Annotated in this window: 17 protein-coding genes; 11 read left to right on the top strand and 6 right to left on the bottom strand. The window is 66.9% G+C overall.

The features are described from left to right. Window positions 1–27: 27 nt before the first annotated feature. Window positions 28–258, bottom strand: a complete 231-nt coding sequence (locus C8D03_RS22445) for a hypothetical protein (RefSeq protein WP_108049835.1) — start codon at window positions 256–258, stop codon at window positions 28–30. After that, the gene (locus C8D03_RS22440) at window positions 258–743 is read right to left on the bottom strand and encodes a pyridoxamine 5'-phosphate oxidase family protein (protein ID WP_108051905.1); all 486 of its coding nucleotides are present in this window, start codon (window positions 741–743) and stop codon (window positions 258–260) included. The genes C8D03_RS22445 and C8D03_RS22440 overlap by 1 nt, the downstream gene beginning before the upstream one ends. Before the next feature lie 171 nt (window positions 744–914). Between C8D03_RS22440 and dps the strand changes: the two genes are divergently transcribed. From dps to C8D03_RS22410, 6 genes are all read left to right on the top strand, one after another. After that, on the top strand, window positions 915–1,490 hold the full coding sequence (gene dps / locus C8D03_RS22435; protein ID WP_108049833.1) for a DNA starvation/stationary phase protection protein Dps: 576 nt from the start codon (window positions 915–917) through the stop codon (window positions 1,488–1,490). Between the two features lie 159 nt (window positions 1,491–1,649). After that, window positions 1,650–4,469: a valine--tRNA ligase gene (locus tag C8D03_RS22430; protein WP_108051904.1), complete on the top strand. Its 2,820-nt coding sequence runs from the start codon at window positions 1,650–1,652 to the stop codon at window positions 4,467–4,469. A gap of 269 nt (window positions 4,470–4,738) precedes the next feature. Continuing rightward, window positions 4,739–5,320, top strand: a complete 582-nt coding sequence (locus C8D03_RS22425; RefSeq protein WP_108049831.1) for a YqaA family protein — start codon at window positions 4,739–4,741, stop codon at window positions 5,318–5,320. A gap of 293 nt (window positions 5,321–5,613) precedes the next feature. Next, a complete protein-coding gene (gene ilvD / locus C8D03_RS22420; RefSeq protein WP_108049829.1) occupies window positions 5,614–7,344 on the top strand; it encodes a dihydroxy-acid dehydratase in 1,731 nt (576 codons plus the stop codon). Next, entirely contained in the window at window positions 7,331–8,278 is a 948-nt protein-coding gene (locus C8D03_RS22415; RefSeq protein WP_108049827.1) for a tetratricopeptide repeat protein, read from the top strand. Before ilvD ends, C8D03_RS22415 begins: the two co-directional genes overlap by 14 nt. A 69-nt stretch (window positions 8,279–8,347) precedes the next feature. Further along, window positions 8,348–8,734, top strand: a complete 387-nt coding sequence (locus C8D03_RS22410; RefSeq protein WP_108049825.1) for a hypothetical protein — start codon at window positions 8,348–8,350, stop codon at window positions 8,732–8,734. A gap of 33 nt (window positions 8,735–8,767) precedes the next feature. On the opposite strand, the gene xth is transcribed toward C8D03_RS22410, so the two are convergent. Continuing rightward, on the bottom strand, window positions 8,768–9,553 hold the full coding sequence (xth, locus tag C8D03_RS22405) for an exodeoxyribonuclease III (protein ID WP_108049823.1): 786 nt from the start codon (window positions 9,551–9,553) through the stop codon (window positions 8,768–8,770). A 125-nt stretch (window positions 9,554–9,678) separates the two neighbouring features. Beyond that, a complete protein-coding gene (locus C8D03_RS22400; RefSeq protein ID WP_108049822.1) occupies window positions 9,679–10,143 on the bottom strand; it encodes a BA14K family protein in 465 nt (154 codons plus the stop codon). A 243-nt stretch (window positions 10,144–10,386) separates the two neighbouring features. Here C8D03_RS22400 and C8D03_RS22395 point away from each other — a divergent pair, with 243 nt between their 5' ends. Then, a complete protein-coding gene (locus tag C8D03_RS22395; RefSeq protein ID WP_108049820.1) occupies window positions 10,387–10,977 on the top strand; it encodes a TIGR00645 family protein in 591 nt (196 codons plus the stop codon). Window positions 10,978–11,014: 37 nt separating this feature from the next. On the opposite strand, the gene trpE is transcribed toward C8D03_RS22395, so the two are convergent. Both trpE and C8D03_RS22385 read right to left on the bottom strand, forming a co-directional pair. Then, a complete protein-coding gene (gene trpE, locus C8D03_RS22390) occupies window positions 11,015–12,547 on the bottom strand; it encodes an anthranilate synthase component I (RefSeq protein ID WP_108051903.1) in 1,533 nt (510 codons plus the stop codon). Window positions 12,548–12,563: 16 nt separating this feature from the next. Continuing rightward, window positions 12,564–14,477, bottom strand: coding sequence for a peptidylprolyl isomerase (locus C8D03_RS22385; RefSeq protein WP_248308578.1), 1,914 nt, complete (start codon window positions 14,475–14,477; stop codon window positions 12,564–12,566). 221 nt (window positions 14,478–14,698) lie between these two features. Here C8D03_RS22385 and tpiA point away from each other — a divergent pair, with 221 nt between their 5' ends. From tpiA to C8D03_RS22365, 4 genes are all read left to right on the top strand, one after another. Then, complete coding sequence (gene tpiA, locus C8D03_RS22380; protein WP_108051901.1) at window positions 14,699–15,460, top strand: triose-phosphate isomerase; 762 nt, start codon at window positions 14,699–14,701, stop codon at window positions 15,458–15,460. A 195-nt stretch (window positions 15,461–15,655) separates the two neighbouring features. Next, the gene (gene secG, locus C8D03_RS22375) at window positions 15,656–16,057 is read left to right on the top strand and encodes a preprotein translocase subunit SecG (protein ID WP_108049818.1); all 402 of its coding nucleotides are present in this window, start codon (window positions 15,656–15,658) and stop codon (window positions 16,055–16,057) included. Between the two features lie 160 nt (window positions 16,058–16,217). Next, entirely contained in the window at window positions 16,218–17,846 is a 1,629-nt protein-coding gene (locus C8D03_RS22370) for a CTP synthase (RefSeq protein ID WP_108049816.1), read from the top strand. Window positions 17,847–17,928: 82 nt separating this feature from the next. Then, window positions 17,929–18,330, top strand: a complete 402-nt coding sequence (locus tag C8D03_RS22365; RefSeq protein ID WP_210203952.1) for a DUF350 domain-containing protein — start codon at window positions 17,929–17,931, stop codon at window positions 18,328–18,330. Window positions 18,331–18,343 lie beyond the last annotated feature (13 nt).

Raw genomic sequence — 18,343 nt, 5'->3', positions numbered from 1 at the left:
CACACCGTTGACCGACGGCATGGCGCGTCAGCGCGCCCGGATCGGCCGGCGTCGCGGGGACGGCGCGGTCTTCAGCCGCTCGAAGGCGCCCGCCTCGTTCAGGCGCTTGACCGCGAAGGCTAGCATCGTCATCGCCGCGGTCGGAGCGCCGAGGCGTGCGATCAGCATCGAGAGCCCGACGGCGACCGGCCGCGGATAGCGTCCGGAGGCAGCTTCCGCCGCGATCCAGGCGCCGACGGCGTGAACGAGCAGATTCATCAGAGCGCCACCTTCCTGTTGATGCCGAGATCGGGCTTGGCCCCGGTCAGGGCTGCCGCCGCCATCTTGACGGTGGTGACGATCTTCCCGGGGCTGGCCCAGAATTCGGCCATCGAGGGCCGCACCCGCAGGACGCGGATATTGGGATCGTCCTTGCTGTCCCAGAAGGCGTTGTTGCTTGGGTCCCAGAGCGCGTGAACACGGGCGCGGTCGTCGACCACGGTCGCAGTCCCGGTCACGGAGACATAGCGCATGCCGCTGTTGTCGGCGAAGGCGACGCAGACGTTCTCGTTCAGGCTGATCTCGTCGTCCTTGTGGTGACGGCGGTCGGTCAGGAAATAGATCGCGTCTTCCTCGCGCTTGCCATGGGCGTGCATCGGACGGGCGCGCAGTTCGTCGCCTTCGCCGTCATGGGTGACCAGCATCGCGAACTTGATGTCGTCGATGAGATCCCAGACGCGGTCCCGGTCGGAATGATGGGTCATGATGAAGCTCCTCACTTGCCTGCAGCTTCAACCGGTGGATGGCGCGACGGTTCCGTCTTTCATCATCGGAATGCGGCCGGGGCGGCCGGAATGGAACGGGCGCTGCGCTGGCACGTATTGGCCTCGGGGCCTATGTTGCCCCGGCCCGCTGAACCCTTCGAGGATCACACCATGAAGAAGCCCGCATCGAGCACCGCCGGCAGCAAGCCGGCCGCCGTGCCCCGGAACGCCGCCAAGACGGCCTCCGCCAAGACTGTCACCTCCAGGATCGTCAAGACCAGCAAGGTCGATCTCGCCTCCAATACCAAGAGCCAGATCGCCGGGCTGCTCAATGCGCGCCTCGCCGACGGCATCGATCTCGCATTGCTGACCAAGCAGGCGCATTGGAACCTGAAGGGTCCGGGCTTCATCGGCATCCATCTGATGCTGGACGGTTTCCGTAAGGAACTCGACGACCACGTCGATACCGTCGCCGAGCGCATCGCCCAGCTCGGCGGCATCGCCTTCGGCACGACGCAGACGACCGCGGCCTCCTCGGCCCTTACGCCCTATCCGACCGACATCGTCGCGGTGAAAGACCATCTCGATGCGCTGATCGAACGTTATGCCGACACCGCCAATCTCGTCCGCGAAGCGATCGACGCCAGCGACGAGGCCGGTGACGCCGGCACCGCCGATCTGCTGACCGGCTATTCCCGGATGCTCGACAAGGCGCTCTGGTTCCTCCAGTCGAGCCTCGCCGGCTGACGGGCGCGCGCCGGGCGCACCTTCCGGCCCGCAACCGGCCGGCGTGGCGGCCAAGGTTGACGCGAGGGGGGTCCTTGGGTTCTTAAGTCCTCCGACCTTTCAGGCCTTAAATCTCGCGGCCGGGGCATGACCCCGGCCGTTTTGCGTTCGAGCGAAGCGATGATGGACAAGACATTCGAGCCGGCCGCCGTCGAGGCGCGGATCAGCAAGGCCTGGGAGGAGGCGAACGCCTTCGCCGCCGGTCGCGGTGCGCAGCCCGGCGCCGAGCCCTATTGCATCGTGATCCCGCCGCCGAACGTGACGGGCTCGCTGCATATGGGCCACGCCCTCAACAACACGCTGCAGGACGTGCTCTGCCGCTTCGAGCGCATGCGCGGCAAGGACGTGCTCTGGCAGCCCGGTACCGACCATGCCGGTATCGCGACTCAGATGGTCGTCGAGCGCAGGCTTGCCGCCGAGAACAAGACCGACCGTCGCAGCATGGGCCGCGAGGCCTTCCTGGCCGAGGTCTGGAAATGGAAGGAAGAGTCGGGCGGGACGATCGTCAACCAGTTGAAGCGGCTGGGCGCCTCCTGCGACTGGTCGCGCGAGCGCTTCACCATGGATGAAGGCCTGAGCGCCGCCGTGCTCAAGGTCTTCGTCGGGCTGCATCGTCAGGGCCTGATCTACCGCGCCAAGCGGCTGGTGAACTGGGACCCGAAGTTCCAGACCGCGATCTCGGACCTCGAAGTCCTGCAGGTCGAGAAGACCGGCTCGTTCAAATGGCAGCGCGGCGGCGAGGAGGCATTCAACTCAGCCAAGCTCGAGAAGGTCCTGAACAAGGACCCGAACGGCCATCTCTACTATTTCAACTACCCGCTCGAAGGCGCGACCTATGACGCCGACGATGCCGCGACCTTCATCACGGTGGCGACGACGCGGCCGGAGACGATGCTGGGCGACACCGGCGTCGCCGTGCACCCGGAGAACGAGACCCTCGGGCACCTGATCGGCCGGAACGCGATCCTGCCGCTGGTCGGCCGTGTCATCCCGGTCTTCGGCGACGACTATGCCGATCCCGAGAAGGGCACCGGCGCGGTCAAGATCACCCCGGCGCACGACTTCAACGACTTCGAGGTCGGTAAGCGCCACAGGCTCGCCGTCATCAACATCCTCGACGGCGAGGCCAGGATCCTGCTTGCGGACAACGAGGACTTCCTCGTCGGCAGCGCACCGGAGGCGCCGACGCTGGCGCTTCACGGGCTCGATCGCTTCGCTGCTCGCAAGGCCGTCGTTGCGATGATGGCCGAGCGCGGCCTTCTGGCCAAGGTCGAGCCGAACGGCCACACCGTCCCCCATGGTGACCGCTCCGACGTGGTGATCGAGCCCTGGCTGACCGACCAGTGGTATGTCGACGTCAAGCCGCTGGCCAACCGCGCCCTGAAGGCGGTGCAGGACGGCCGCACCAAGTTCACGCCCGAAAGCTGGACCAAGGTCTATTACGATTGGCTGGAGAACATCGAGCCCTGGTGCGTCTCGCGCCAGCTCTGGTGGGGGCATCAGATCCCGGCCTGGTACGGTCCCGATGGCGAGTGCTTCGTCGCCGAATCGGAAGCCGGCGCCCAGGCGCTCGCGCTCGGCCATTACGGCGGCGCGGTTCAGCTCACCCGCGACGAGGACGTACTCGACACCTGGTTCTCCTCGGCGCTGTGGCCGTTCTCGACGCTGGGCTGGCCGGGCGAGACGGACGAGCTCAAGCGCTACTACCCGACCGCGACGCTGGTGACGGCGTTCGACATCATCTTCTTCTGGGTCGCCCGGATGATGATGATGGGCCTCAACTTCATGGACGAGGTGCCGTTCAGGGAGGTCTACATCCACGCCATCGTTCGCGACGAGAAGGGCGCGAAGATGTCGAAGTCGAAGGGCAACGTCATCGATCCGCTGACGCTGGTCGACCAGTACGGCGCCGACGCGCTGCGCTTCACGCTGGCGGCGATGGCGGCGCAAGGGCGCGACATCAAGCTGGCGACGTCGCGCGTCGAGGGCTACCGCAACTTCGCGACCAAGATCTGGAACGCGGCCCGCTTCGCCGAGCTGAACGGCTGCGCCCGCACCGAGGGCTTCGATCCGACGACCGTGAAGCTGCCGCTCAATCGCTGGATCCTGAGCGAGGCCGCGACCGCAGCCGAAGGCATCGCGGCCGGCATCCCGACCTTCCGCTTCAATGAGGCGGCTGGATCGGCCTATCGCTTCGTCTGGAACCAGTTCTGCGACTGGTATCTCGAACTCGCCAAGCCGGTGCTTCAGGGCGAGGGCGTCGACCCGGCCGGGAAGGCGGAGACGCAGGCGACGGTCGCCTTTTGTCTCGACCTGATCTGCCAGCTCCTGCACCCCTTCATGCCCTTCCTCACCGAGGAGCTCTGGGCGCAGAAGGCAGGCGAGGGCGCTCCCCGCAAGCTGAAAGAGGGTGACGATGCGCTCGTCTGCCTGACGCGCTGGCCCGATCTCTCGGCGCTCAAGGACGAGGCGGCCGAGGCCGAGATCGGCTTCGTCGTCGACCTGATTTCCGACATCCGCTCCGTCCGCTCCGAGGTCAATGTGCCGGCCGGGACGCAGGCACCGCTCGTGCTCGTCAACGCTTCCGCTGCGACGCGCGCGACGGTCGAGGCGTGGGCGCCGATGATCGAGCGCCTCGCTCGCATCTCGGAAATCGCCTTCGCGGCAACCTCGCCGGCACAATCGGCCCAGATCATCGTGCGCGGCGAGGTCGCGGCGCTGCCGCTTGCCGGCATCATCGATCTGGACGTAGAACGGGTGCGCCTGACCAAGGAGATGGCGAAGCTCGATCAGGACATCACGGTCGTCGACAAGAAGCTCGGCAATCCCGATTTCATGGCCCGCGCGCCCGACGAGATCGTCGAGGAGAATCGCGACCGCAAGGCTGCGGCCGAGGCCCGCAAGCTCAAGATCGCCGAGGCGCTGGCGCGGCTGTCCTAGTCGTCGCCGCCGCTCTCTGGCCGCCGCTCTCCGCATGAGCGGACAGCAGCACGCGTCGTCCCGGATCGCCCTTTGGGCGCCCGGGATGACCCGAATTTCGGACTCGAGCGACCGGGCCGTGCCCGCTTCGCGCCACGGCTCCGTCTTCAAATTGACGTTGGCGTAAGACAACTCTGGCATTCTCACGTCGAGACGGTTTAGATGCGCGTCGGGTGCAAGCCCGCCATGCGCCTCGATGCCGATAACCCAGGACCGGTTGTTCCCACGCTATGCTCAAGCGAGCCTATGATTGGTGCGTTTCCTACGCGTCCCACCCGGGCGCCCCGTGGCTGCTCTTCGCGCTGACCTTCGTCGAAAGCTCGTTCAGCCCGCTGCCGCCGTTGCCGCTTCTCCTGCCGATGTGCATCGCAAGGCCTGACCGGGCCTGGTTCTATGCCGGCGTCTGCTCGCTTGGCGCCGTTCTCGGCGGCTATCTCGGCTACGCCATCGGCGCACTGCTCTACGATTCGGTCGGTTCCTGGCTGATTTCGCTCTACGGGCTGCAGGACAAGGCGGCGAGCCTGATCGCCACCTCGCAGGACTACTGGTTCTGGGTGCTGGTCACCAAGGGCCTGACGCCGATCCCGTTCAAGATCGTCACGATCATGTCCGGCTTCCTGCATTTCGACATCTGGAAGTTCACCATCGGCATGGTCGTCTCCCGGGTGACCTTCTTCATGATGATCGCGGTGGCGCTGCGCTTCTATGGCGACGACATCCGCATCTTCATCGAGAAGCATCTGCCGATGACGGCGCTGGCGCTGGCGGTTGTGGTGGTCGGCGGTTTCTTCGTCCTGCCCATGGTGCTCTGACGGCGCCTGACGCCAGTCGCGCCGCTGCTGCTTTGTGACATCGGCGCAACAGTTTCGCGGATTGCACCGGGCCCGTCCTGCATGGCCGGAATTGCCGCGATGCCGCCACAAAGCGCGCCCAGCTAGGAACCGCGATAAGTCACTGAGATATAGAAGAATTAAAGTCTGCCTTGCGCGCAGCGGAGCCGGATCCGGGCTGGCGGGGCAGGAGGGTGTGGCGTTGCGCCCGGCTCGACCTGCGTGGCACATCTGCCGCGCGCGTCAAAGCGCAGGGTGGAACGAGGAAAAAAACGATGGATGCGCGTGTTTTCGACAAGTCCAGGCTTCCCAGCCGGCATGTGAGCGTCGGCCCCGCCCGCGCCCCGCACCGCTCCTATTATTACGCGATGGGCATGACCGCCCGCCAGATTTCGCAGCCCTTCGTCGGTGTCGCCTCCTGCTGGAACGAGGCCGCCCCTTGCAACATCTCGCTGATGCGCCAGGCTCAGGCGGTCAAGAAGGGCGTCGCTTCGGCCCAGGGCACACCGCGCGAATTCTGCACGATCACCGTGACCGACGGCATCGCCATGGGCCATCAGGGTATGAAGTCCTCGCTGGCCTCGCGCGAATGCATCGCCGATTCGGTCGAATTGACCATGCGCGGCCATTGCTATGACGCGCTTGTCGGCCTCGCCGGCTGCGACAAGTCGCTGCCCGGCATGATGATGGCGATGGTGCGCCTCAACGTGCCCTCGATCTTCATCTATGGCGGCTCGATCCTGCCCGGTACTTTCAAGGGCAAGCCCGTGACCGTGCAGGACGTCTTTGAGGCCGTCGGCAAGCATTCGGTCGGCGCGATGTCCGACGAGGACCTGAAGGAACTCGAGGAGGCGGCCTGCCCGTCCTCGGGGTCCTGCGGCGCGCAGTTCACCGCCAACACCATGGCGACCGTCGCCGAGGCGATCGGCCTGGCGCTGCCCTATAGCTGCGGCGCGCCGGCTCCCTACGATGTCCGCGACACCTTCTGCTACACCGCCGGCGAGATGGTGATGGAGCTGATCGCCAGAAATATCCGCCCGCGCGACATCGTCACCCGCAAGGCGCTCGAGAATGCGGCAATGGTCGTCGCGGCCTCGGGCGGCTCGACCAATGGCGCGCTCCACCTGCCGGCGATCGCGCATGAATGCGGCATCGATTTCGATCTTTTCGCCGTCGCCGAGATCTTCAAGAAGACCCCCTATATCGCCGATTTGAAGCCCGGCGGAAAATACGTCGCCAAGGACATGTTCGAGGTTGGCGGCATCCCGCTGCTGATGAAGACGCTGCTCGACCACGGCTTCCTGCATGGCGACTGCATGACCGTGACCGGCCGCACCATCGCCGAGAACCTCGCCTCGGTGAAATGGAACGACGAGCAGGACGTCATCCGCCCGGCTAACAAGCCGCTCTCCGACAATGGCGGCGTCGTCGGGCTGGAAGGCAACCTTGCGCCCGAGGGCGCGATCGTGAAGATCGCCGGCATGCCGGCCGAGAGCCTGGTCTTCTCCGGCCCGGCGCGCTGCTTCGATTGCGAGGAGGATGCCTTCGCCTGCGTCAGCCAGCGCGGCTACGAGGTCGGCGACGTGCTGGTCATCCGCTATGAGGGCCCCAAGGGCGGGCCGGGCATGCGCGAGATGCTCTCGACCACGGCAGCCCTCTACGGCCAGGGCATGGGCGACAAAGTCGCGCTGATCACCGACGGCCGGTTCTCGGGCGCGACGCGCGGCTTCTGCGTTGGCCATGTCGGGCCGGAGGCGGCCGTGGGCGGGCCGATCGGTCTGATCCGCGACGGTGACATCATCGATCTCGACGCCATCACAGGAAAGCTCGCAGTCCGCCTTTCTGATGCCGAACTTGAGGAGCGTCGTAAGGACTGGAAGCCGCGCAAGACCGACTACAACTCGGGCGCGCTCTGGAAATACGCGCAGACGGTCGGCTCCGCCAAGGGTGGGGCCGTGACCCACCCCGGCGGCGCGGCCGAGACACATTGTTATGCGGACATCTGACCTCACGATCGCAGCATTCTTCCTCGTCCTGGGCGGCCAGCAGGCCGCCTGGGCGCAGGATGCCGTGACCGGCCGGGGTCCGATTCCGCCGCGCCCGATTCCGGGCATCGCCTTGCCGGAGCCCGAGAGCGCGCCGCAGGGCATCGACCCGGGAGCAGCCACGATTGCTCCTGCCCCCAACGCCCCCGCCGCCCACACCGCGCTGCCGCTGGCTCCCTTCAGCAGCGCCCGCGACGCCATCCGCGCCTGGATGCGCGACTCGACAGCCGGAAACCAGGCCGGCGCCGTACGCGCGCTCGAATATGCCGCCGCGCAGGGACATCTGACGGCGCAGTTCAAGCTGGGCCGGATGTATGCCGGCGGAGAGGGCGTTCCGACCAACGATCTCAAGGCTTTCGAGTATTTCTCGAAAATCGCGGACGAGAATGCCGACGCCATTCCCGGCACGGCCGATGGCCGCATCGTCGGCGGCGCCTTCGTCGCACTCGGCGGCTATTTCATGGACGGCATCAAGGGCAGCTATGTGAAGCCCAACATCGACCGTGCCTTCGACATGTTCCATTACGCCGCCTCCTATTTCGGCGACCCGGAAGGCCAGTACAATCTCGGCCGGCTCTATATGAGCGGACAGGGCACCCGCCGCGACGCGCGGCAGGCGGCACGCTGGATGAAGCTCGCGGCCGAGAAAGGCTATGCCCCGGCCCGCGCAGTCTTTGGCGACCTGCTGCTGCGCGGCGGTGAGGGCGTGCCGCGCCAGACCGTGCTCGGCCTGATGTGGCTATCGCTCGCCCGCGAGGCCGCCGATCCGGCCCGCGAGACCTGGATCATCGAACGGCACGACAGTGCCTTCGCCTCCGCCTCTGCCTCTGACCGCACGGCCGCGCTCGCCATGATCGAGCGCCAGCAGGTCGCGGGAGCCCGCACCCAGCGCTGACGGCCCCACGCTGCATCCGAAATCGCGCCCGAGGCGTAGACCGGAGCAGAGCAACGGGGACCTCGTTCGATGCGCACGATCATCTCGTTCAGTGTCGGTGCCGCGCTGGCGCTTCTCGCGGGAAGCCTGGCGACCGCGCAGAACATCGCCACGGGCCAGGACAACTACGAAGCCTGGCCGGTGCTCGCCGATCCCTTCCCGAGCACGGGCGGCGGCGGCATCATGATCCACGACTACGACCCGGTCGTCGCCAACGGGCGGTGCACCACCAATTTCCGCGCCGTCGAGCCCAACGGCACCACCTACCGCAACAGCATCGTCTTCGACGCGGTCGAGACCGGAGGAGGCATTCTCTGCACCAACGGCCGATGGCGTTCGGCCGACGGCAGCGCGACCGGCACGACACCGTTCCGCGTCTTCATCAAGGGCGGCGTGAAGCGCGGCTCCGGAGACTGACCCGACTCAAGCTCGCGACGACGTCCGGGCGTTTTACGCCGCCCGCAACTCCACCATCACCGGCACATGGTCGGAGGGCTTTTCCCAGCCGCGCACATGCTTGGCGATCGACACGCCCGCCAGCCTGTCGGCGGCCTGCGGCGAGAGCAGGAGATGGTCGATACGGATGCCGTTGTTGCGCTGCCAGGCACCGGCCTGATAGTCCCAGAAGGTGTAGAGACCGCCCTCGTCGCTGGTCGCGCGCAGGGCTTCGGTCAGGCCGAGATTGATCAGCCCGCGGAAAGCGGCTCGCGTCTGCGGCAGGAACAGCGCGTCCGAGACCCAGGCGGCGGGATCGCGCGCATCGCGCGGTTCGGGGATGACATTGTAGTCGCCCGCCAGCACCAGCGGCTCCTCATGGGCAAGCAGCATCTCCGCATGCGCCGTCAGACGCCTCATCCAGCCGAGCTTGTAAGGGTATTTTTCGGTGTTCGGCGGGTTGCCATTGGGCAGGTAGATCGACGCGATCCGGACCACGCCGCTGCCCAGCGGCAGGACGCCTTCGAGATAGCGTGCCTGTTCGTCGCTCTCGTCTCCGGGCAGGCCGCGCCGGACATCCTCGAGCCCGGCCCGCGTGATGATTGCGACGCCGTTGAAGGTTTTCTGGCCATGGGTCTCGACCTGCCAGCCCGCCTCCTCGATCTCGCGCCGTGGAAAATCGGCGTCGACGCATTTGATCTCCTGCAGGCAGAGCGCGTCGGGCTCCGCTTCCTTCAGGAAATCGAGCAGATGGCCGAGCCGCTGACGGACCGAGTTGACGTTCCAGGTGGCGATACGCAAAGGCCTGCTCCGAGTCGAAATTGCGCCGCGAGGATAGGCGGGTTCACGTCCCGAGAAAACGCCTCAAGAAAAAGCCTCCCGGCACGGATGCCGGGAGGATTGCCCGTCCTTGCGGTCAGGGCATGTCAGGGGCAGGAACGCACCACGCCGCCCGAGGCGATATAGGTGCCCGTCTCGGGATCGTAGCTGCGGAAGCGGCGCGAGCAATAGGCGACCGCATCGACGTCCTCGACGCCATAACCGTAAGCGGGAACCGGCGCGCCATAGATCGGCGCCGGCTCGACATAGCGCGGACCTGCCAGCGCACCCGCGGCAAGCGCCCCGCCAAGCACGCCGGCAGCGATGCCGGCACCGACGGCTGCGCCGCGACCGCCACGATAATACCCGCCGCGATAGCCGTAGCGCGGGCCGTAGCCATAGCGGCGATATTGCACGGTCTCGACGAGGTCGTTGCTGCCGGTCGCGAGCGCAAGCGCAGGCCCCGAGGTCGCACCGATGGGAGCGGCGCCCGCGGGCGCTGCCATCAGCGCACCGCCGGCGAGAGCCGCGGCAAGGGTCAAGGTCTTGATCAGGGGAAATGTCTTGATCATGGAAATTCCTTTCCTCTCCGGCGAGAGGAAGCTTGCGCGTTCCTCTGATGATCTCCGAGCGTAGCCTCTACGCCACGATGGTGAAAGCCTGACGCACGATAGCGTCAAAATTTCGTCGTCAAACGCCTCACCACTGCCATGCCGGATACTTTTCCAGGTGACGGTTGCACGATAGCGCTTGGCGTCCCATCTAGCCTCGGCATATTTTGCACTGCATCATTCGTTCGAAGGACTTAGAGCCCCATGTCGCATCCCGGCGAGACGCCTCATGCCGAGAGAGCTTCCGCGCCCGCGGTCGCCAAGGCGCTGCGGCCGCTGCCCCTGATCATCTTCGGCTCGCGCTGGCTGCAGTTGCCGCTCTATCTCGGGCTGATCGTGGCGCAGTGCGTCTACGTCTTCCTCTTCCTCAAGGAGCTCTGGCATCTCGTCACCCATGCCGCCTCGTTCGGCGAGCAGCAGATCATGCTGGTCGTGCTCGGTCTTATCGACGTGGTGATGATCTCGAACCTGCTGATCATGGTCATCGTCGGCGGCTACGAGACCTTCGTCTCGCGGCTCGGGCTGCAGGACCACCCCGATCAGCCGGAATGGCTGAGCCACGTCAATGCCAGCGTGCTCAAGATCAAGCTCGCCATGGCGATCATCGGCATCTCGTCGATCCATCTGCTGCGGACCTTCATCGAGGCCGGCAACATCGGCAATGCCGGCCGCACCACAGATTACACGGTGACGGGCGTCATCCTGCAGACGACGATCCATGTCGTCTTCATCATCTCGGCGATCGGCATCGCCTGGGTCGACAAGATGACGGTGCCGAACGGCAAGGGCCACTGAGGCCGGCCGCAGCAGAGCCCCGCCCGGCGGGCGGGGCTTACTGCCCGCGCCCGGTGCGCGCCGCGAAGCGGATCGCCTCCTCGGCGGCCCGGAACAGCGCCCGGGCCTTGTTGACGCATTCCGCCTGCTCGGATGACGGGTTCGAATCGTAGACGATGCCGGCGCCGGCCTGGACATGCATGCGGCCGTCCTTGACCACCGCCGTGCGCAGCACGATGCAGGTGTCCATCTCTCCGCTCGCACCGAAATAGCCGATGCAGCCGCCATAGGCGCCGCGCGCATCGTGCTCCAGCTCGTCGATGATCTCCATCGCCCGGACCTTCGGCGCACCCGAGACCGTGCCGGCCGGGAAGCCGGCAGCCAGCGCAGCCAGCGCGTCATGGCGCGGGTCGATCTCGCCCTCGACATTCGAGACGATGTGCATGACCTGGCTGTAGCGCTCGATGAAGAAGGAATCGGTGACCTTCACCGAGCCGATTTTCGCGACGCGGCCGACATCGTTGCGGCCGAGATCCAGCAGCATCAGATGCTCGGCACGCTCCTTCGGGTCGGCCAGCAGCTCCTGCGCCAGCGCCTCGTCCTCGGCGGCCGTCGCGCCACGACGGCGCGTTCCGGCGATCGGGCGGATCGTGACGGTGTCGTCGCGCAGCCTGACCAGAATCTCGGGGCTGGAGCAAACGATCTGGAAATCGGCGAAGTCGAGATAGCACAGGAACGGCGCCGGGTTGACGCGCCGCAAAGCCCGGTAGAGCGCGAAAGGCGGTAGCTGGAAGGGTGCCTCGAAACGCTGCGACAGCACGACCTGGAAGATGTCGCCGGCGCGGATGTAATCCTGCGCCGTCGCGACCATGGCGTGGAACTCGGCCTCCGTCGTGTTGGAGACGATCGCCGGTTCCGGCAGCGCTGCGATGTCGATGGCGGCCTCGGAGGGCAGGGGGCCTTCCAAGGCCCGCACCACGGCGTCGAGCCTGTCCAGCGCCCGCTCATGGGCGGCCCGCGCCGGCACGCCCGGCTGATGGCGCACCGGCGTCACCACATGAATCTCGTCGCGCACCGAATCGAACACGACCATCAGCGTCGGCCGGGTCAGGATCGCGTCCGGCACGCCGGTTCCGGTCTCCTTCGGCTCCGGCAGGCGCTCCATCAGCCGGACCATGTCATAGCCGAGATAGCCGAAGACGCCGGCCGCCATGGGAGGCAGTTCGTCGCCGCCAACCAGCGCCTCGCCCTCGGGAATGGCGCTCTCGTCGAGCAAGGCGCGCAGGCTCTCGAAGGCCGGGCGCGGATCGGCCAGGAAGCCGTCGCCCAGCGCCGGACGGCAGACCGAGGCCTCGCCGTGATGGCAGCGCCAGATCAGATCCGGCTCGAGCCCGATCATCGAATACCGCCCACGCACGGCGCCGCCTTCGACCGATTCGAGCAGGAAGGCCGGCCCCGTCGTGGCGTGGCGCAGCTTGAGGAAGGCGGCGACCGGCGTCTCACAATCGCCGACCAGCACCTGCCGCAGCAATTGCGGCGTGCCTGCCTCGTAGGCCGCCGTGAAGCGTTCGTGATCCTGCGTGCAAGTCATCGTCAATTCTGCATGGTCAGTTCTGCGCGCCGCCGGTGGCGTTCCGGAAGGCGGTCTCGTTGACCGCGACGCCGAGTTCCGCCTGCCGTTGGCCGACATATTGCGCCAGGATGTCCTCGCTGACGCTCGCGCCGAGCTGCCGGGCGAAGTTCTCGGCCTCCTGCGTCGTGCGGGCATAGCTCGGCACCGTTGCGGCATCGACCCTGAACAGGATGCGCCCGCCATCGACCAGCGAGGCCGAGTTGCTCTTGCCGGCGGCCGTGCCGAAGATCAGGCTGATCACGTTCGCCGGCAATTCGGGGCGCTGGTCCTGGCGGCCGATCTCGCTCGCCTGCTCGACGGTGAGGCCGGCCGACGCGGCGACCGCATCGAAGGCCTCGCCCTTGTCGAGCCGCTCGACCAGTTCGCGCGCCTTGACGGAGAGCCGCGTCGCGACCTCGTCCGCCCGCCACTGCGTCTCGACCTGCGCCTTGACCTCGTCGAAGCCCTGCTCGCGGGCGGGATCGATCTTCTTGACGTCGTACCAGACATAGCCGCTGTCGCGGGCCAGGCGGATCGCCTCGTTGTCGACGCCGACATCGGAGCGGAAGATCGCCTGCACCGTCGCATCGCCGCCGGGCAGCGGCTGCTCCACCGTCCCGTCGGAGCGGCGCAGGCCGCTGTCGATCGGTCCGACGCTGCGCACGGGCAGGTTGAATTCCCTGGCGATGTCGGCCAGCGGCTTGGCGGCGGCGCGCTGGTCCTCGATCTTGTCGTGGATTTCGGTGACGCGGCTTGCGGCGCGGCTGGTGGCGACCTCGGCACGGACCTCGGCCGCGACCTCCTCGAACGCCCGCACGGCCTCCGGCCGGATCACCGTGACGCGCAGCAGGACTGGCCCGAAAGCGCTGGTGGCCGGGGCGCTGACCGTGCCCTCGGCCAGCGCGAAAGCGGCCTCGCGCACCACCGGATCGAAGACCTGGGTCCGTGTGAAGGTGCCGAGCGTCAGGTCGGCGGCCGCGACGCTGCGCGCGGCGGCAATGGCATCGAAGGTCTCGCCGGCGTCGATGCGGGCCCGGGCGGCCTGGGCCTCTTCGGCCGTCGGGAAGCTGATCTGCTGGATCGTGCGCGTCTCGGCGGTGGTGAAGCGCTGTGCCTTGATCTCCTCGTAGCGCGCCATCGCATCCGCAGTGCTGACGGCGGCGGCATCGGCCAGCGTCTCGGCCGAGATCGCGAGGATGTCGGCGCTGCGCCGCTCGGGCGCGCGGAAGCTGCCCTTGCGCTCGTCGAAGAAGGTCTTGAGCTGAGCCTCGGTCGGAGCGGGAATATCACCGGCGACGCCGGGGGCCAGCCGCGCGAAGGTCACGCTGCGACGCTCGTTGCGCAGGCGATGACCGAGCTCCTGCAGGGCACCGGGCGCGAGCACCGCGCCGACGACCATCTCGGCGAGCTGCTGGCGCAGGATCGTGGCGCGCTGCTCACGAACATAGACAGCCTCGGAAAAGCCGTTCGAGCGCAGCAATTCGTTGAAGCGCGCTGCCGAGAACTGGCCCGAGGCATCGCGGAAGACCGGATCGTCGAAGATCAGGTTGCGGATCGTCTCGTCGGAAACCGCAAGCCGCATGCCCTGTGCCGTCTGGTCGAGCACCGATTCCGTCACGAGGCGCGACAGCGCCTGCCGGTCGAGCCCGAGCGCGCGGGCCATATCGGGCGTGATCTGGCGGCGCTGCTGCCGCGTCAGCGCCTGGACGTCGTTCTGGAAGGCCGTGCGCATCTGCTCCAGCCCGATCTCGACCTTGCCGACGCGCGCCACGGAGTTGCGACCATAGCCCTGGAAGATATCGCCGATGCCCCAGATCGCGAAGGACAGGATCAGGAAGCCGAACATGACGAAGATGATGAGCTTGCCAATCACGCTCTGGCCCGCCTTGCGGATGCCCTGCATCATCATTGTGGTGTGTCTTTCCCTGGGCCTGGCGTGGCAATGACGTCGCCGTCGCCGGTTTTCTTCGGCGCTGCTTATAGGAACCGGCGCGCCAAGCCGCAATCGTCAGCGCAGATTCGTGTTGCGCTTTCGCGCGAGCAAATCTGCGCGGGCAAATCGCCCTTCGCCCGATTGCGACGGGCTGCGGGCATTGCTAGAGCCGGGACAGCAATTTGCGGAGGATCGACGTGACACGCAGCATCAGGCCCCTGGTGGCAGGCAACTGGAAGATGAACGGGCTGAAGGCCGATCTCGCCATCGCGGCCGAGGTCGCCAAGGGCTATGACGCCGCTTTGAAGGCCGCCGTCGATCTTGCGATCTGCCCGCCCGCGAGCCTGCTCTATCCCGCGACCGTCGCACTGGTCGGTTCGCGCATCGCCACCGGCGGACAGGATTGCAGCACGCAAGCCAGCGGTGCCTTCACCGGCGAGGTCTCGGCGGCGATGCTGGCCGATGCCGGGGCGAGCTTCGCCATCGTCGGCCATTCCGAGCGCCGCACCCTGCATGGCGAAACCAGCGCGACCGTGAAGGAGAAGGCGCTGGCCGCTCAAAAGGCACTGCTCGTGCCGATCGTCTGCGTCGGCGAGACGAAGGACGAGCGCGAGGCCGGCAAGGCCCTGGCCGTCGTCAAGAAGCAGCTTCGCGGCTCCGTACCGGACGGCGCGACCGCCGCGACGCTCGTCGTCGCCTATGAGCCTGTCTGGGCCATCGGCACCGGGCTGACCCCGACGGCAGCCGACGTCGCCGAGATGCATGCGGCGATCCGCGCCGAACTGGGCCGGTTGCTGGGCAAGACCGCGGCAGCGGGTGTCCGGCTGCTCTATGGCGGTTCGGTCAAGCCGTCGAATGCTGCCGAACTGATGAATGTCGCCGATGTCGACGGCGCGCTCGTCGGCGGGGCCAGCCTCAAGGCCGAGGATTTCCTGGCGATTGCCCGCGCCTGCGCCTGAAGCCGAGACGCAGCCGGTGCACGGAGCCCTTCGAGGAGCCGTTACCGGGGTGGTGCGGCTTGCGAACGCGTGCTATGTGCCGCGCCGAGTTCGCCCGCCCGTTTCCGGCAAAGGGCGGGCATGAGGAGCGGGCGGCCCTTGGCGGCAGCCCGCGCCATACCCATTTCGTGAGCTCAGTCTCAGTCTGTCGAGAACATGCAGAACGTCATCATCGTCATCCACCTGATTATCGTGGTCGCGCTCGTCGGCGTGGTCCTGCTGCAGCGCTCCGAGGGCGGCGGGCTCGGGATGGGCTCAGGCGGTGGCGGAGCCGGCGGCTTCATGACCGGCCGCGGCCAGGCCAATGCGCTGACCCGGACCACGGCAATCCTTGCCGGCGCCTTCTTTCTGACCTCGATCGTGCTGGCCGTGATGGCCAATCGCGGTCGGGTTCAGCGCTCGATCATCGATGGCGCGCCGACTCAGAGCGCACCCGCCACGCCGACCGGACCGAGCGCCCCCAATGCGGGCGGCGTGCTCGACCAGCTCCGGCAGATGCAGGCGCCGAGCGGTGCGCCCCAGCCGCCGACACCGGCGCCTCCGGCGCCGCAGCAATAGGAACGAGGGCAGGGGCCGGGCAACCGGCCCTTCTCTTTTGGAGAGGTCAGGTCGTTGTCGAGGCAGCGCCCCTCTCCGTTGTGGACAAGCGTGCTGCGCGGGGACGGCCTGCACAGATGCGCTTAGCGAATCGAAACCCTGGCGTTAAAGGTGGCTCCCCATGACGCGGTATGTTTTCATCACCGGCGGCGTGGTGTCTTCGCTGGGCAAAGGCCTGGCGGCGGCGGCACTGGCCGCCCTCCTGCAGGCGCGCGGCCACACGGTCCGCCTGCGCAAGCTCGACCCCTATCTCAATGTCGATCCGGGCACGATGAGCCCGTATCAGCATGGCGAGGTCTTCGTCACCGATGACGGCGCCGAGACCGATCTCGATCTTGGCCATTACGAGCGCTTCACCGGCCGGCCCTGCAACAAGGGCGACAACATCACGACCGGCCGCATCTACATGGACATCCTGACCAAGGAGCGTCGCGGCGACTATCTCGGCGCGACGATCCAGGTCGTCCCGCACGTCACCAACGCCATCAAGGAATTCATCCTCGACGGCAATGAGGACTATGATTTCACGCTGGTCGAGATCGGCGGCACGGTCGGCGACATCGAGAGCCTGCCCTTCCTCGAGGCTATCCGCCAGACCAACCAGCAATTGCCGCGCGGCCAGTGCATCTTCGTCCACCTGACGCTGCTGCCCTATATCCCGACGGCCGGCGAGCTGAAGACCAAGCCGACGCAGCATTCGGTCGCCGAACTGCGCTCGATCGGCATCCAGCCCGACATCTTGCTCTGCCGCACCGACCGCGAGATTCCGCGCGAGGAGCGCCGCAAGCTGGCCCTCTTCTGCAATGTCCGGGAGACCGCGGTGATCGAGGCCCGCGACGTCGCCTCGATCTATGACGTGCCACTGTCCTATCATGCCGAAGGCCTCGACAACGAGGTGCTCGCGGCCTTCGGCATGGATTCCAGCCACGAACCGGACATCTCCGGCTGGCGCCGGATCTCGGAGCGCGTCAAGAACCCCGAAGGCGAGGTCACCATCGCCATTGTCGGCAAATACACCGGCATGAAGGACGCCTATAAGTCCCTCATAGAGGCGCTGATGCATGGCGGCATCGCCAACCGGGTCAAGGTCAATCTCGACTGGATCGAATCGGAGGTCTTCGAGAAGGAGGACCCGGCGCCGTTCCTGGAGCATGTCCACGGCATTCTCGTGCCCGGCGGCTTCGGCCATCGCGGCGCCGAGGGCAAGATCAAGGCGGCGACCTTCGCAAGGCAGCGCAAGGTGCCGTATTTCGGCATCTGCTTCGGCATGCAGATGGCGGTGATCGAGGGCGCTCGCTCGCTCGCCGGCATCGCGAACGCCAACTCCACCGAATTCGGCCCGACGGCCGAGCCCGTCGTCGGCCTGATGACCGAATGGATGCGCGGCAACGAACTCGAGCAGCGCGCCGCCGACGGCAATCTCGGCGGCACGATGCGGCTCGGCGCCTATGCCTCGACGCTGGCCCCCGGCTCCAAGATCGCGAAGATCTACGGCACGACCGAGATCTCCGAGCGCCATCGCCACCGCTACGAGGTCAATATGGGCTATCGCGACCGGCTCGAGGCGCAGGGCATGAGCTTCTGCGGCCTGTCGCCCGACGGGCTCCTCCCGGAGACGATCGAGTATCCGGACCATCCCTGGTTCATCGGCGTACAGTACCACCCCGAGCTGAAATCGCGGCCCTTCGAGCCCCATCCGCTCTTCGCCAGCTTCGTCGAGGCCGCGGTGGTGCAGAGCCGCCTCGTCTGACGACGCTGCCGCAGCGCTGGCATTGCGCCGCAACTGACGTATAGTGAACCCTGCAATTCAGATGCAGGGAGCGCGCGGCGGCATGGCGATCTCGATGGCGGGGCTGCCCGCATTCCTGCTATACTTTGCCCTCGGCGTGGCGCTGATCGCCTGTTTCACCGCCATCTACCTTCGCCTCACCGCCCATGACGAAATCGCCCTGATCCGCGGCGGCAACCTGTCGGCGGCCGTGGCGCTCGGCGGCAACGTCACCGGCTTCTCGATCCCGCTCGAAAAGGCGATCGCGCAGGCCAGCAGCATCCCCGATCTGGTGCTCTGGGCCATCGCAGCGATGGTCATCCAGTTCGGCGCCTATGCGCTGGCGCGCATCCTGATCCCCGATCTCTCGCGCAAGATCGAGGAGGATCGCCTGCCATCCGCGGCGATGCTGGCCGTGATCGCCGTGATTTCCGGGACGCTGGCGGCTGCCAGCATGACGGCCTGAGAGGGGAGGCGGC

The sequence above is a fragment of the Bosea sp. 124 genome (assembly GCF_003046175.1).
Lineage (GTDB): Bacteria > Pseudomonadota > Alphaproteobacteria > Rhizobiales > Beijerinckiaceae > Allobosea.
This window is presented reverse-complemented; position numbering and strand designations above follow the sequence as displayed.